The 13,549-nt window shown below is 54.4% G+C and carries 15 protein-coding genes and 1 pseudogene; 4 read left to right on the forward strand and 12 right to left on the reverse strand.

The annotated features are described in order from the left end of the window. The first annotated feature begins 77 nt into the window (after positions 1–77). Entirely contained in the window at positions 78–701 is a 624-nt protein-coding gene (gene rhtB / locus AC3RPL_RS18735; protein WP_490741124.1) for a homoserine/homoserine lactone efflux protein, read from the forward strand. A 34-nt stretch (positions 702–735) separates the two neighbouring features. Here rhtB and rhtC read toward each other — a convergent pair whose 3' ends face one another. The 3 genes from rhtC to pldA are packed head-to-tail and all read right to left on the reverse strand — an operon-like array spanning position 736 to position 4,143. After that, positions 736–1,362 (reverse strand): threonine export protein RhtC, encoded by a 627-nt coding sequence (rhtC, locus tag AC3RPL_RS18740; RefSeq protein ID WP_490741125.1) that lies wholly within the window; start codon positions 1,360–1,362, stop codon positions 736–738. Positions 1,363–1,383: 21 nt separating this feature from the next. Further along, positions 1,384–3,210, reverse strand: coding sequence for an ATP-dependent DNA helicase RecQ (recQ, locus tag AC3RPL_RS18745; protein WP_490741126.1), 1,827 nt, complete (start codon positions 3,208–3,210; stop codon positions 1,384–1,386). Between the two features lie 54 nt (positions 3,211–3,264). Next, on the reverse strand, positions 3,265–4,143 hold the full coding sequence (gene pldA, locus AC3RPL_RS18750; protein WP_490741127.1) for a phospholipase A: 879 nt from the start codon (positions 4,141–4,143) through the stop codon (positions 3,265–3,267). 173 nt (positions 4,144–4,316) lie between these two features. On the opposite strand from pldA, the gene AC3RPL_RS18755 reads away from it, so the two are divergent. After that, the gene (locus tag AC3RPL_RS18755; protein ID WP_034938912.1) at positions 4,317–4,787 is read left to right on the forward strand and encodes a thioesterase family protein; all 471 of its coding nucleotides are present in this window, start codon (positions 4,317–4,319) and stop codon (positions 4,785–4,787) included. Positions 4,788–4,816: 29 nt separating this feature from the next. Next, positions 4,817–5,722, forward strand: coding sequence for an EamA family transporter RarD (rarD, locus tag AC3RPL_RS18760; RefSeq protein ID WP_490741128.1), 906 nt, complete (start codon positions 4,817–4,819; stop codon positions 5,720–5,722). 100 nt (positions 5,723–5,822) lie between these two features. Here rarD and corA read toward each other — a convergent pair whose 3' ends face one another. Both corA and ysgD read right to left on the reverse strand, forming a co-directional pair. Beyond that, complete coding sequence (corA, locus tag AC3RPL_RS18765) at positions 5,823–6,776, reverse strand: magnesium/cobalt transporter CorA (RefSeq protein WP_034938915.1); 954 nt, start codon at positions 6,774–6,776, stop codon at positions 5,823–5,825. Positions 6,777–6,904: 128 nt separating this feature from the next. Further along, entirely contained in the window at positions 6,905–6,961 is a 57-nt protein-coding gene (ysgD, locus tag AC3RPL_RS18770) for a YsgD/CorL family protein (protein ID WP_490499189.1), read from the reverse strand. Between the two features lie 89 nt (positions 6,962–7,050). On the opposite strand from ysgD, the gene AC3RPL_RS18775 reads away from it, so the two are divergent. Continuing rightward, positions 7,051–7,524, forward strand: a complete 474-nt coding sequence (locus AC3RPL_RS18775; RefSeq protein ID WP_490741129.1) for a WbuC family cupin fold metalloprotein — start codon at positions 7,051–7,053, stop codon at positions 7,522–7,524. Here the strand turns inward: AC3RPL_RS18775 and AC3RPL_RS18780 are convergent. The 7 genes and pseudogenes from AC3RPL_RS18780 to dapF form a co-directional block, all read right to left on the reverse strand. Continuing rightward, positions 7,525–7,811 (reverse strand): annotated as a pseudogene (locus AC3RPL_RS18780) (type II toxin-antitoxin system RelE family toxin). Next, positions 7,808–8,059, reverse strand: coding sequence for a type II toxin-antitoxin system Phd/YefM family antitoxin (locus tag AC3RPL_RS18785; protein ID WP_490741130.1), 252 nt, complete (start codon positions 8,057–8,059; stop codon positions 7,808–7,810). The pseudogene AC3RPL_RS18780 and the gene AC3RPL_RS18785 overlap by 4 nt, the downstream one beginning before the upstream one ends. A gap of 124 nt (positions 8,060–8,183) precedes the next feature. Continuing rightward, a complete protein-coding gene (uvrD, locus tag AC3RPL_RS18790; protein WP_490741131.1) occupies positions 8,184–10,346 on the reverse strand; it encodes a DNA helicase II in 2,163 nt (720 codons plus the stop codon). Between the two features lie 57 nt (positions 10,347–10,403). Then, the gene (gene yigB, locus AC3RPL_RS18795) at positions 10,404–11,120 is read right to left on the reverse strand and encodes a 5-amino-6-(5-phospho-D-ribitylamino)uracil phosphatase YigB (protein ID WP_490741132.1); all 717 of its coding nucleotides are present in this window, start codon (positions 11,118–11,120) and stop codon (positions 10,404–10,406) included. Further along, positions 11,120–12,019, reverse strand: coding sequence for a tyrosine recombinase XerC (gene xerC / locus AC3RPL_RS18800; protein WP_034938879.1), 900 nt, complete (start codon positions 12,017–12,019; stop codon positions 11,120–11,122). The genes yigB and xerC overlap by 1 nt, the downstream gene beginning before the upstream one ends. Beyond that, positions 12,016–12,720: a DUF484 domain-containing protein gene (locus tag AC3RPL_RS18805; RefSeq protein WP_490741133.1), complete on the reverse strand. Its 705-nt coding sequence runs from the start codon at positions 12,718–12,720 to the stop codon at positions 12,016–12,018. Before AC3RPL_RS18805 ends, xerC begins: the two co-directional genes overlap by 4 nt. Beyond that, positions 12,717–13,541, reverse strand: coding sequence for a diaminopimelate epimerase (gene dapF, locus AC3RPL_RS18810; RefSeq protein ID WP_034938918.1), 825 nt, complete (start codon positions 13,539–13,541; stop codon positions 12,717–12,719). The genes AC3RPL_RS18805 and dapF overlap by 4 nt, the downstream gene beginning before the upstream one ends. Positions 13,542–13,549: the final 8 nt, after the last annotated feature.

Consider the following 13,549-nt stretch of genomic DNA (forward strand, 5'->3'; position numbering starts at 1 on the left):
CCCGCTTTCAGCCCGTAGCGCATCCGTCAACAATGGCGTATTGTGTCATACTTCTGCGCGTTCAGGGAGCGTTACCCATGACCATCGAATGGTGGCTGACCTATCTTTTAACTACCAGTATCTTAAGTCTTTCACCCGGTTCCGGCGCTATTAACACCATGAGCACGGGCATCAGCCACGGCTATCGCGGTACGGTTGCCTCTGTCTCTGGTTTACAGGTGGGCCTGGCGGCGCACATTGTGCTGGTGGGAATTGGCCTGGGTGCGCTGTTTTCACAGTCGGTGCTGGCCTTTGAAGTGCTCAAATGGGCCGGGGCCGCATACCTGGTCTGGCTGGGCATTCAGCAGTGGCGAACCAGTGGCGCAATTGATCTCCAGGCGGTGGCAAAAGTCATGCCACGCCGCAGGCTGTTTAAACGTGCGGTGCTGGTTAATCTGACCAACCCCAAAAGTATCGTTTTTCTGGCCGCGCTTTTTCCACAGTTTGTTATTCCGCACCAGCCACAGGCAATGCAGTATCTGGTGTTGGGCATTACCACCATAGCGGTCGATATTCTGGTGATGATTGGTTACGCCACGCTGGCCACCCGCATCGCAGGCTGGATCAAAGGGCCGCAGCAAATGAAATTGCTGAACCGATTGTTTGGCGGCATGTTTATGGCGGTGGGGGCGTTGCTGGCCTCGGCCAGGCGCATCGCCTGAGTACGCCATGTACGGCGCGCTCAGGCGGTTTGACTCAGCGTGACAGGATCAGGTGAATACCGAATCCGGCAAACAGCACTCCTGCAAAACCATCAATCCATTTCGCCATGCGCTGATAACCACGGCGCATGGCGGGCAGAGCGAACAGGCTGGCAACCAGGGTGAACCACGCCAGGGTTTCCACCACAATCAGCAGAAACAGCCCCCAGCGCTGGCCCGCGCCAACGTCATCACCGACAAACAGCGAGAACACGCTGCCGAAGTAAACCACCGCTTTAGGGTTTGCCAGGTTGGTCAGAAGGCCGCGCAGAAAGCTGCGTCCTCCCTGAGCAAGCGCCACAACCTGCTCCTGCTGAACGGGCGAATTTTTGTGCTGCTGGCGTGCCGAACGCAGCATCTGCCAGCCCATCCACAGCAGGTACAATCCACCGGCAATCATAATTGCCTGGTGCAGCCAGGCCATCTTTTGCAGTAGCAGATTCAGGCCCATCAGCGCCACGCCAGCCCAGATCAACACGCCCATCGTGATGCCCAACACCCCGAGCATCGCCTCCTTACGGGAGCGGCTGGCTGCGGTTTGCGACACAAAGAAAAAATCCGGACCCGGGCTCATCAGCGCGACGCAATGCACCAACGCAACGGTAAGAAATAACATTAACATTCTGATTTCGTTAACAGATAATTACTCTTCTCCATCCACATGCTCGCGGATAACCAACATAAATGGCTTACCAAAACGCTCCAGCTTACGCTGACCAACACCGTTGATGCTTAACATTTCCGACGCGGTGAGCGGCATCTGCTCAGCCATTTCAATCAGAGTGGCATCGTTAAACACCACATAAGGCGGGATATTCTCTTCGTCAGCGATAGCCTTGCGTAGCTTGCGCAATCGGGCAAACAGCTTACGGTCGTAGTTGCCGCCAAAGGATTTTTGAGTATTGCTGCGCGGTTTGATGCTGACCAGGCGCGGCACCGCCAGCATCAGCGGCGTTTCACCGCGAAGTACCGGTCGCGCCGCTTCCGTCAGCTGCAAAGCCGAATGCATGGCAATATTTTGCGTCACCAGGCCTAAGTGAATCAGCTGGCGCAGCACGCTAATCCAGTGCTCATGGCTCTGTTCACGGCCAATACCGTACACCGGCAGCTTGTCGTGCTGCATTTCACGGATGCGCTGATTGTTAGCACCGCGCAGGATCTCAACGATGTAGCCCATGCCGAAACGTTGTCCAACACGATAGATACATGACAGGGCTTTTTGGGCTTCAACCAGGCCATCATAACGACGCGGCGGATCGAGACAGATATCGCAATTGCCACAGGGTTGCTGCCTTCCCTCACCAAAATAGTTCAGCAATACCAGACGACGGCAGGTTTGTGCTTCGGCAAAAGCACCCATCGCATTCAGCTTATGGCTCTCAATCTGCTGTAACTGGCCCGGTGCTTTCTCCTCCAGACAACGACGCAGCCAGGCCATATCTGCAGGATCGTACAGCAGCAATGCTTCGGCAGGCAGGCCATCCCGTCCGGCACGGCCGGTTTCCTGGTAGTAGGACTCAATATTGCGCGGGATATCAAAATGCACCACGAACCGAACGTTCGGCTTATTAATGCCCATGCCGAAAGCCACCGTCGCCACCACGATTTGTAAATCATCACGCTGGAAAGCCTCCTGCACCTGAGCACGGTGCGCATTGTCCATTCCGGCATGATAGGCTCCAACGCTCAGGCCGCGACTTTGCAGGCGTGCAGCGGTATCTTCAACTTTGGCGCGGCTGTTGCAGTAGATGATGCCGCACTTGCCGCGCTGATCCTGTACGTAGCGAAGTAACTGCTCGGTGGGTTTAAATTTCTCAACCAGCGTGTAACGGATGTTGGGACGGTCAAAGCTGCTGATCTGAATAAGGGGATCGTGCAGTTGCAGCAGGCGCACAATGTCGTTGCGGGTGGTTTCATCGGCGGTCGCGGTCAGTGCCATCACCGGCACGGCAGGAAGACGCTGCCGCAGTTGCCCAAGCGCACCATATTCCGGACGGAAATCATGCCCCCACTGCGAAATACAGTGCGCTTCGTCCACGGCCAGCATCGCCGGATTCCAGCGCAGCAGATTATCGAGGAAATTATCCATCATCAGCCGCTCTGGCGCGATGTACAGCAAGCGGATCCGACCGGTGCGGCACCCCTCCAGCACCTCCTGCTGCTCTTCCCGCGTCTGGGAGGAGTTGAGGCAGGCGGCAGTAACGCCGTTAGCCAGCAACTGATCAACCTGATCTTTCATCAGTGAAATCAGCGGCGACACCACCAGCGTAAGCCCATCCCGCACCAAAGCAGGGATTTGATAGCAAAGAGATTTTCCCCCGCCGGTGGGCATCACTACCAGACAGTCACGCCCTTTCAGCGAAGCCTGAATGATAGTTTGCTGACCCGGCCGGAATTGCTGGTAGCCAAAGGTTTCCTGTAAAACCTGCGCTGCCAGCGCTTCCTGATCAATCACTACAGCCGTAGACACATCTTCCCCAAATCTGAAAGTGGCGAACTGAGAAATTCAGCCGCCAGAAAAGCATTAGAACAGGTCGTTCAACATCACACCAACCCCAATACGGGTCTGGCGGTGGTTGTAATCAATCAGTGATTCACCATAACCACTAAAGAGTTGCGTATAGAAGCGAACGTGTTCGCTCATTGGATAGCTCCAGCCCAGTTGGCCGCCGCCGTAACCGCTGTTCCAGTTGTAGTTACCTTGCAGGCTGAAGATGCTTTCACCCATCTGATAACCCACAGTCAGGCGATAATACCCCATGTACTTAGTGATATCAGGGTTGTCGTCATTATTTTCGCTTTCCGGGAGACGATACCAGGGTTTAGCTTCAACCAGCCAGTTACCGTTTTGCACCATAAATCGGGCATAGACGCGGTTCCAGCTACGGGAAGTGGGTTCAGAGCGTCCATTAGACTGGTGATTCAGGCCCATCTCCACATCACGCAGCGTCCAGCCTGCAAAGCTGTAATCTGTTGCCCAGCCGAGAAAAATCTGTGGCTGATAGTCGGTTTCCCTGAAGGGTGAAGAGCCACCACGGTTGGAGAGCTGCCACCAGGAGTCCTGGGTATAGGAGGCGGCCAGCACAGAGTTATCGCCGAGGATGCCACGCCACAACGGAAACGCCAGGCTCAGCTTAAATTTAACTTCGTCATGCTTTGCTTTATCCGCCCAGTTATAGCTCTGTATGGCTTCTTTATTAATATTGCTGGTGTCGGTGTAAAGAATGTAGTTGCTTTCATAGGGATAAAGCACGAAAGGGTTGTCGTGTTTTTCCAGAAGATTAGCAATAATACTGCCGCGCACCGCAGGCTGGTCATGAACCTGAGTGACGGTGGCTTTTTGCGCCAGAACTAACGTGGGCAACAGGAGTGCTGCAACCAGCAATCCTTTCAGCATAGACATAGAATTCTCCGGGGAACTAATGGTGTTGTGTGTAAAAAGCACGCCATTTTACACACAAAAATGGAACGACATTAGCGATGTTTTTACTAAGTGGAAACCGCTACTCACAACGCTTAAAATAGCCTCTCGATTACACTCCGTTTCGCGTATTTCGCCGCAAAAGGAAACCCATCATCGCCAACGTGCCGCTGACCCAGGACGCTGTTCGCCACCTGGTTGGCGAGATTTTTGTTAATGACATGCCATTTAACCGTGCGCTCGGTTTGCAACTGGACAAACTCGATCCGGATTATGCCGAACTGAGCTTTGCCAGCCAGCCGCAGCTGATTGGTAATCTGGCACAGCAGATCCTGCACGGTGGCGTTATCGCGTCGGTGCTTGATGTGGCAGCCGGGCTGGTCTGTGTTAACAATGCCCTTTCTCGTCAGCCGGGGATGACTGAAGACGCACTGCGTCAGCGACTTTCGCGAATGGGCACCATCGATCTGCGCGTTGATTATCTGCGTCCCGGACGTGGGGAGCGTTTTATTGCTACCAGCAGCCTGCTGCGCGGCGGTAATAAAGTCGCCGTCGCCAGGGTTGAGCTGCACAATGATGCTGGTGTGTATATAGCCAGCGCGACGGCCACCTACCTGGTTGGCTGATTATTAACTGATTAAAGGAAAGACATTTCATGGATGCACAGCAAACCCGGCAGGGTGTGCTTTTTGCGCTGGGAGCCTACACTATCTGGGGTATCGCGCCGGCTTATTTCAAACTCATTCAACAGGTTAATGCCGATGAGATCATTACTCACCGGGTAATCTGGTCATTCTTTTTTATGCTGCTGCTGATAAGCTTCAGTCGCCACTGGAAACAGGTAAAGCTGACCTTACAACAGCCGAAAAAAGTGCTGCTGCTGGCGGTTTCTGCCACGGTAGTCGGCTGTAACTGGCTGATTTTCATCTGGGCAGTCAATAATCATCATATGCTGGAAGCCAGCCTGGGCTACTTTATCAATCCGCTGTTTAATGTGGTGGTCGGCATGGTCTTTCTCGGCGAGCGTTTTCGCCGGTTACAGTGGCTGGCCGTGCTGCTGGCAACCTGTGGTGTGCTGGTCCAGCTGTGGAAGTTTGGTTCAGTACCGATTATCGCCCTGACGCTGGCGGTCACCTTCTCTTTTTATGGTCTGCTGCGCAAAAAGATTGGTGTGGATGCCAAATCCGGGATGTTGATTGAAACCAGCTGGCTGTTACCCGCAGCGGCAATTTACCTGTTTGGCATTGCCGACAGCAGTACCAGTCACCTGAGCCATAATCCCCTGTCACTCAACCTGTTACTGGTAGCAGCTGGAATCGTGACCACCATCCCGCTGATGTTTTTTACCGCCGCCTGTGCCCGGTTGCGGCTGTCAACCGTGGGCTTCTTTCAGTATCTCGGCCCGACGCTGATGTTTCTGCTCGCCGTGGTGTTTTACGGTGAGCAAATGACGGCAGATAAGGCCATGACCTTCAGTTTCATCTGGCTGGCGCTGGCGCTGTTTATCTTTGATGCACTCTGGACGATGCGCCGCAGAGAGCCGCGGCTGGTAAGAAGCTAAGGGTTGTTGTCTGGTGCAGAAAATGGCGTTGAGGACAGAGCGCGGGCAGTCAGCCTGAATCAGGCGGTTGTAGCATTGCTGCTACAACCGTTCTGTCTGATTACAGCCAGTTTTTACGTTTGAAATAAGCATAAGGCGCCAGACCCGCAAGGATCATCAGGCCGATAGCTCCCGGATAGCCAAAACTCCATTTCAGCTCCGGCATAAATTCAAAGTTCATCCCGTAGCTGGACGCCACCAGGGTAGGCGGCAGGAACACCACTGAAACTACCGAGAAGATTTTGATAATGCGGTTTTGCTCAATGTTGATAAATCCCATCGCCGCCTGCATCAGGAAGTTTACTTTCTGAAACAGCGATTCGTTATGCGGTAACAGGGATTCAATATCGCGCAGGATTTCCCGCGCCTGTTCCAGCTGATTAGCCGGTAGGCGAGCCTTGCGCACCAGGAAGTTCAACGCCCGCTGGGTATCCATCAGACACAGACGCACTTTCCAGCCGATATCCTCCAGTTCCGCCAGCGTCGATAATGCAGCATCAAATTCATCTCCCTGCTGCCCCTCCATAATCACCCGGCTGAGTTTTTCCAGATCGCTGTAAATGTTTTCGATTTCATCGGCCAGCTGTTCAATTTTGGTTTCGAACAGATCCAGCAGCAGCTCCCAGGCATTTCCGTCAATCAGCGTCTGATTACGGGCACGCATACGGTACAGGCGGAAGGCAGGTAATTCCCGCTCTCGCAGGGTATAAAGGCGTCCCTCGCGGATGGTGAAGGCCACCGTCGAGTTACCTGCGTGATCTTCCGCATCTTCGTAGAAGAAAAATGAGTGGATATGTAAACCGTCTTCGTCTTCGAAAAAGCGTGCAGAGGCCTCAATATCCTCCAGTTCAGGACGGGTGGCCAGACTCTGACCCAGTTCAGTCTGGACGCGCTCTCGCTCGGAATCGACTGGCTCGATCAGATCGACCCAGACTGAACTGCTCAGTTCATCAACGGGTTCTTCCAGCTCAAGGCGAGTCAGACGGCTGTGATCAAGTTTAAATGCGCTCAGCATGGCTTTACTCCCAAATGCAATATCATGGGACTGACGCCTGAACACGAGGAGCTTCGGTCGATCTGACTCTGAGCGACACGATGGAGGTCGCCAACAACCACGAAGGCTATTGGCAGAAGAGGATAGCCTTAGGAGTTGTACCTGTTGTACAGGTCAGTGAGCCAGTATCTACTGGGTGTGTCCAAGGCGAATGTCCTCTTAGGGTAATGGTGCGCGCATGTTACGCTGTGCCGAAAATGGCGTCAATAATAACCCCGGTATAATAAGGAGTAGAATGAAACAGATTTCCCGTTGCGACATAAAGAGCATGAGTGAGCAGGCCGCCAGCGTGCCCCGTCTGCGCTCCCACCGCACCCTGCATGAAGAGCTTAGCGATCCGGTTCAGCGTCTGGCGATTGCCATGGAGCCCGGCACCTATATCCGGCCACACCGTCATCCGCAGACCTGGGAGCTGTTGACGCCGCTGAAAGGACGCTTCGTGGTATTGCAGTTTAACGATGCGGGCGAGGTTACCGATCGGACGATACTGGGCGAAGATATTTTGTTACAGGAAATGCCCGCATTCACCTGGCACGCGGTGCTTTCTCTGGATGAAGGTGGGGTGATTTTTGAAGTAAAACACGGCCCTTATCAGGCGTTGACCGAAGATGACTGTATGCACTGGGCACCGCCGGAAGGTGGCGAAGGGACTGCTGAAGTCATGGCCTGGTATGCCAGCGCACAGCCGGGCGACCGCTTCCAGAAATAATTATCTTAATCTTTCACTCGCCAGGTTATAGACGCCGCTGCGCTCACGTTTGCCAACGGCTACCACGGCAATAATTAATGCGTCGTTTATAACCTGATATACCAGTCGGAAACCCGAGGAGCGAAGTTTTATTTTGTAGCAGTCTTTTATACCCCTAAGTTTTGCTGAAGGGATATGCAGGTTTTCACAGCATTTTTTAACTTTCTGGCGAACTGCTGCTGAATGGCTTTTTCCAGTTTGTGCCACTCTTTCAGCGCATCTTCCCTGAATCTCACCCTGTAGATCATAGATAACTGTCCAGGCCCACATCAATAAGCGGTTGATTGCTGCGCTCGCTGACCTGTCTGGTCAGCTCCTGTTCATCAAGAGCATCCAACATCTTTTCGTAAAACTCTGCCGGAACAAAATAAAATGCTGGCTGGTTGCGATTCAGTATCGCTACCGGAAAACCCTGGCCGGCACCCACTGTCGCCATCGGATTTTTTTTCAGCTCGCTGACACTGGCGCTGATATCACTCAAAATTTTGTCAGGCATGTGATACTCATAAAGACCGTTTAACAGGTCTTCATGTTAGCCATTTAGTGACCAGTTAATAAGTTTCCCTGCGTTGTCATTTACAGTCAGACTTAATGTCCGGACACGCGAAAATGACTGGAATTCAGACCGTTTCCAGCTTCGCATAGGCGGCCACCAGCCATTTAATTCCCTGTCCCTGGAAAGCAACCTGTAAACGACTGTGTTCTCCGCTGCCCTCCAGATTAACGATGGTGCCTTCGCCAAATTTCGCATGGCGCACCCGCTGCCCCAGAGAAAAACCGCTGTCGTTACGGGCAACTGGCGTGCCCATACGCTGGTGGCTGGCCGGTCGGCTGACGCTGGCCCGCAAACGGACCTCCTCAACGCATTCTTCAGGCAGTTCGCCGACAAAGCGTGAAGGTCGGTGATAGACCTCTTTGCCATATAAACGGCGGGTTTCCGCATAGGTCAGAGTGAGTTTCTGCATGGCGCGTGTCACACCGACATAGGCCAGGCGACGCTCCTCTTCCAGCCTGCCGCCTTCCTCCAGCGACATCTGGCTGGGGAACATCCCCTCTTCCATGCCGACGATAAACACCTGTATAAACTCCAGGCCTTTCGCAGAGTGCAGAGTCATAAGCTGCACCGCGTCCTGCCACTTATCAGCCTGACCTTCCCCCGCTTCCAGTGCGGCATGCGACAGAAAAGCCTGCAACGGCATTAAATCTTCATCCTCGTCCTGATAGCTGTACTGCCGCGTGGCGTTGACCAGTTCCTCAAGGTTTTCAATACGCGCCTGACCTTTTTCGCCTTTTTCCTGCTCATACATCAGCCACAAACCGGAGTCTTTGATCACCCTGTCGGTCTGGACATGCAGCGGCAGTTCGCTGGTTTCCTGAGCTAACGAATCCACCAGTTCGGTAAAACGTTGCAGCGCGGAGGCGGCGCGCCCGGCCAGCGCTTTTTCCTGAAGCAGCGCGCGGGCCGTTTGCCACAAGGTCAACTGACGCTCACGGGCCGTCTGGCGCACCACATCCAGCGTCCGGTCACCAATGCCCCGCGCCGGTGTATTCACCACGCGCTCGAAAGCTGCATCATCATTACGGTTAGCAATCAGCCGCAGATAGGCCAGTGCGTCTTTAATTTCCTGACGCTCGAAGAAGCGCATACCGCCGTATATGCGGTAAGGCAGGCTGGTCTGCAACAATGCCTCCTCCAGCACGCGCGACTGGGCGTTACTGCGGTAAAGGATGGCGCAATCCTTCAGCGCACCGCCGTTTTCCATCCACACTTTGATGCGGTTGACCACAAAGCGGGCTTCGTCCAGCTCATTAAAAGCGCAGTAAATGGCGATCGGCTCACCGTCACTGCCATCGGTCCACAGCTCTTTTCCCAGCCGTCCATTATTATTGGCAATCAGTGTGTTAGCTGCTTTAAGAATATTACTGGTCGATCGGTAGTTCTGCTCAAGGCGAATGGTCTGTGCACCGCTGAAGTCGTTAAGAAAGCGCTGGATATTTTCCACCTGCGCCCCACGCCAGCCGTAGATCGACTGGTCATCATCGCCAACGATCATCACTTTTCCCGACTCTCCCGCCAGCAGACGTATCCAGGCGTACTGAATGCTGTTGGTATCCTGAAATTCGTCCACCAGAATATTGCCGAAACGTTCGCGGTAATGATTGAGGATGTGAGGTTTGTTCAGCCACAATTCATGAGCGCGCAGCAGCAGCTCCGCAAAATCCACCAGCCCGGCGCGATCGCAGGCTTCCTGATAGGCCTGATAAATGCGCAGCCAGGTCTGTTCAACCGGATTGCCGTAACTCTCAATATGTTTCGGGCGCAGACCTTCGTCTTTTTTGCCCCCGATGTACCACATCGCCTGGCGGGCCGGCCACTGTTTATCATCCAGATTCATTGCTTTAATCAGGCGCTTCAGTAAACGCATCTGATCTTCACTGTCGAGGATCTGAAAATCCTGCGGCAGCCCCGCATCAAGATGATGCGCCCGCAGCAAACGATGGGCCAGACCGTGGAAAGTGCCAATCCACATGCCGCCCTGGCTGGTGCCAATCAGCTCCCCGATGCGGTGACGCATTTCAGCAGCGGCTTTGTTGGTAAAGGTGACTGCCATGATTGACCAGGGCGAGCAGTTCTCAACGGCCAGCAACCAGGCAATCCTGTGCACCAGTACGCGGGTTTTGCCACTGCCTGCTCCTGCTAACACCAGCAGGTTGCTTCGCGGTGCGGCAACGGCATCGCGCTGTTTGTCATTCAGGCTGTCGAGCAGGTCAGAAACGTCCATAAGCACCGTCAGTAAATAGGGAGTGAGCGCGACTCCACTGGATATTTAACCAGTATATTATATCAGCGCAGTCAGCGATGCCAACTGCGAAATTTCCAGCGTGGGCAACAGGCGACTGTCAGCAATATGCAGCAGATTCCCTTCACGCAGATTGATCCAACAGGCCTGCATACCGCAACGAACCGAGCCTGCCACATCTGTAGTCAGATCATCACCGATATGCAGGATATTTTCCAGCGGCAGGCTTAACCGCTCTGCCGCCAGTCGATACATATCATCAAAAGGCTTGGCGCGGCCATCCGGCCCTGCCCGCAGAATGAACTGGAAGTATTTGTCCAGACCGAACAGGTGAGGTTCAGCATTACCATTGGTAATCGCCACCAGTGGGATGCGTTGTGCCAGGGCACTCAAGGTGCGGTGTGTCTCCTCCGGCACCTCAATCTTACTGCGCCAGCTGGCGAAATGGGCCATCACCTCCTGTGAACCTTTTTCCGCTTCACGCTGACTGAGGCCAACATTCAGCATGGCCAGTTCAACCGCGCGACGACGCCATTCACTGACATCGTGGTAAATATCCGGCTCCTGCTGGCGCAAATCGTCACGCAGTTGCTGATACTGCTCCACGCTGAAGGTGCTCAGGGCTGGATGATACGCTTGCAGGAAAGCATGAGATTGCTCGGTGGTACGGCGGATAACCGGCGCGTTGTCGTATAAGGTGTCATCCAGATCGAAGGTCATGGCTGAAACAGGTCGTAACGGGCGGTAAAAGTGCATCAGGATTTTCCTCGTTTCGCACGGGGATGAGCGGCATCGTAAACCGACGCCAGGTGTTGGAAGTCCAGATGCGTGTAGATTTGCGTGGTGCTGAGATTGGCATGGCCCAACAGCTCCTGTACTGCTCGCAGATCGCCACTGGACTCCAGCATATGCGTGGCAAAAGAGTGCCGTAGCTTGTGGGGATGAATATGGCTGGAGACGCCCTGCCGGACGCCCCATTCCGCAAAGCGCTTCTGCACATTGCGCAACGAGATGCGTTTTCCCGTTTTCGACAGAAACACCGCCTGATCCTGCGGGGCAAACAGATCACGCATTTCCAGCCAGTGCTCCATCCACAGTACAGCGGTACGGCCAATGGGCAGACGACGCTCTTTACTGCCTTTGCCGACCACCCAGACTTCACCAGAGTCCAGATCAAGATGGCCGGTATCAATGCCGACCAGCTCGGAAAGGCGTAAACCGGCACCGTACATAATCTCCAGCATCGCCCGGTCACGCACCGCCAGCGGGTCGTTGATATCGATATCCAGCAGGCGATTCACCTCATCCACATCAATATTTTTCGGCAGGTGACGTGGCGCACGCGGGCTGGCAATGCCTCTGGCGGGATTTGCCTTCAGCCAGCCCTGGCTGATTTGCCAGTCGAGAAAACTGCGTAAGGCAGAGAGCCGCAATGCCAGACTGGCAGGTTTCAATCCGGCACGACGACTGCGCGCCGCCAGAGAGCGAACCTGAGCCGCATCCAGCTTGTCCCAACTGCTGAGTTTACTTTCTTCCAGCAGGACAATGCAGGCAGCCAGCTGACGCTGGTAATTGATTTGCGTTAACGGGCTGAGCTGCCGCTCCACTTTCAGATAACGCAGAAAGCCCTCTACGGCTGACGCCAGCGGTGTCATGCCCGTTCCACCCAGCGCAACAGCAGCTCCGGCAGCATCTGTGAGAGATGCTGGAGCAACACCGTTCCCATTCCCGACTGATAATGCTGATTGTCACGACTGCTGAAGATCAACACGCCCAAATCCCCCTGTTCACCCATCAGCGACATGGCAACGGAACCAATCGCCTTCGCCTGAGGCAGTAACAGCAACAGTTCGGGGCCATTCAGGCTGCCCAGGTAGTGACGTTTTTCACCCAGACGCTGAATACGCAGCGGCTCAAAGGCCTGACGCGGCAACGCCAGTTGGGTGAAATCGGATGGCGCGCCAATGCGCCATTTTTCGCTGAACAACCGTACGTTTGCACCAGCCAGCCCCAGCTCACGCGCCCAGCGATGCAGACGATTGAGCATGTCATGCAGGCTGGAAGCTGAAGCCAGGCGGGACTGTAACGACAGCAGACGGTCAAACAGCTGCTGATTGGCGCTGGCCTGCTCCATCAGCAGTGTAATTTCTTCTTCCAACTGCGCGATATGGTTACGTTGACGGGCTAACTGCCACTCCACAAGGGAAACCGTGCCGCGAATCGGGTGCGGAACCAGCATTTGCTCAACCTGGCGGGCATTACGAATAAAAAAGTCCGGATTTTGCAGCAGGTAGTCACTGACTGCACGATCGTTCAGCTGCTCGCTGAGCGCCTGTTGTTCTCCGACATTTTTCATAGATGAATAAATCCGTCATAAACGTGAGTGGCAGGCCCGGTCATGTACAGCGGCTGGCCGGGACCTTTCCAGGCGATATTCAGGCTGCCGCCGGGCAGATCCACACGGACTTTCTCCGCCAGCAGCGTCTGCTGGATCCCCACGGCCACGGCCGCACAGGCACCGCTGCCACAGGCTTGCGTCTCACCTGCACCGCGCTCGAAAACCCGCAAACGGATATGTTCACGGCTGACCACTTCCATGAAACCCACATTGACCCGCTCAGGAAAACGTTCGTGGCTTTCCAGTACCGGGCCAAGCGTTTCAACCTGCGCAGTTTTCACACTGTCTACCTGAAGTACACAGTGCGGATTGCCCATTGAAACCACGCCACACATTATCGTCTGCTCGGCGGCGCGCATCAGATAGAGGGTTTCCGCTTTATTAGCGCGAAAAGGCACCTGTTGCGGTTCAAAATTGGGCTCCCCCATATTGACGCATACCAGCTCATCCGGCGTGACGCTGAGTACCATGCGTCCCGTCTGGGTGCTGACGCGAATATCGCTTTTGTTAGTCAGCCCTTTCAGACGCACAAAGCGGGCGAAACAGCGCGCGCCATTACCACACTGCGCAACTTCGCTGCCATCAGCATTAAAAATGCGGTAATGAAAATCGAGGTCGGGATCGTAGGGCGGTTCCACAATCAGCAACTGATCGAAGCCGATCCCCAGATGACGATCCGACAGACGACGGATCAACTCAGGGGAAAAATAGACATTCTGCGTCACGGCATCAACGACCATAAAGTCATTACCCAGACCGTGCATTTTGGAAAACTGCATTTTTGGCT

The organism is Erwinia papayae, from assembly GCF_058241465.1.

Bases quoted from the DNA above. Each gene is read 5' to 3' on its own strand.
- dapF (WP_034938918.1), bottom strand. From the start codon at position 13,541: ATGCAGTTTTCCAAAATGCACGGTCTGGGTAATGACTTTATGGTCGTT.
- yigB (WP_490741132.1), bottom strand. From the start codon at position 11,120: ATGCACTTTTACCGCCCGTTACGACCTGTTTCAGCCATGACCTTCGAT.
- AC3RPL_RS18775 (WP_490741129.1), top strand. From the start codon at position 7,051: ATGAAACAGATTTCCCGTTGCGACATAAAGAGCATGAGTGAGCAGGCC.
- corA (WP_034938915.1), bottom strand. From the start codon at position 6,776: ATGCTGAGCGCATTTAAACTTGATCACAGCCGTCTGACTCGCCTTGAG.
- uvrD (WP_490741131.1), bottom strand. From the start codon at position 10,346: ATGGACGTTTCTGACCTGCTCGACAGCCTGAATGACAAACAGCGCGAT.
- AC3RPL_RS18805 (WP_490741133.1), bottom strand. From the start codon at position 12,720: ATGAAAAATGTCGGAGAACAACAGGCGCTCAGCGAGCAGCTGAACGAT.
- rhtB (WP_490741124.1), top strand. From the start codon at position 78: ATGACCATCGAATGGTGGCTGACCTATCTTTTAACTACCAGTATCTTA.
- AC3RPL_RS18785 (WP_490741130.1), bottom strand. From the start codon at position 8,059: ATGCCTGACAAAATTTTGAGTGATATCAGCGCCAGTGTCAGCGAGCTG.
- pldA (WP_490741127.1), bottom strand. From the start codon at position 4,143: ATGTCTATGCTGAAAGGATTGCTGGTTGCAGCACTCCTGTTGCCCACG.
- rarD (WP_490741128.1), top strand. From the start codon at position 4,817: ATGGATGCACAGCAAACCCGGCAGGGTGTGCTTTTTGCGCTGGGAGCC.
- xerC (WP_034938879.1), bottom strand. From the start codon at position 12,019: ATGACACCGCTGGCGTCAGCCGTAGAGGGCTTTCTGCGTTATCTGAAA.
- rhtC (WP_490741125.1), bottom strand. From the start codon at position 1,362: ATGTTAATGTTATTTCTTACCGTTGCGTTGGTGCATTGCGTCGCGCTG.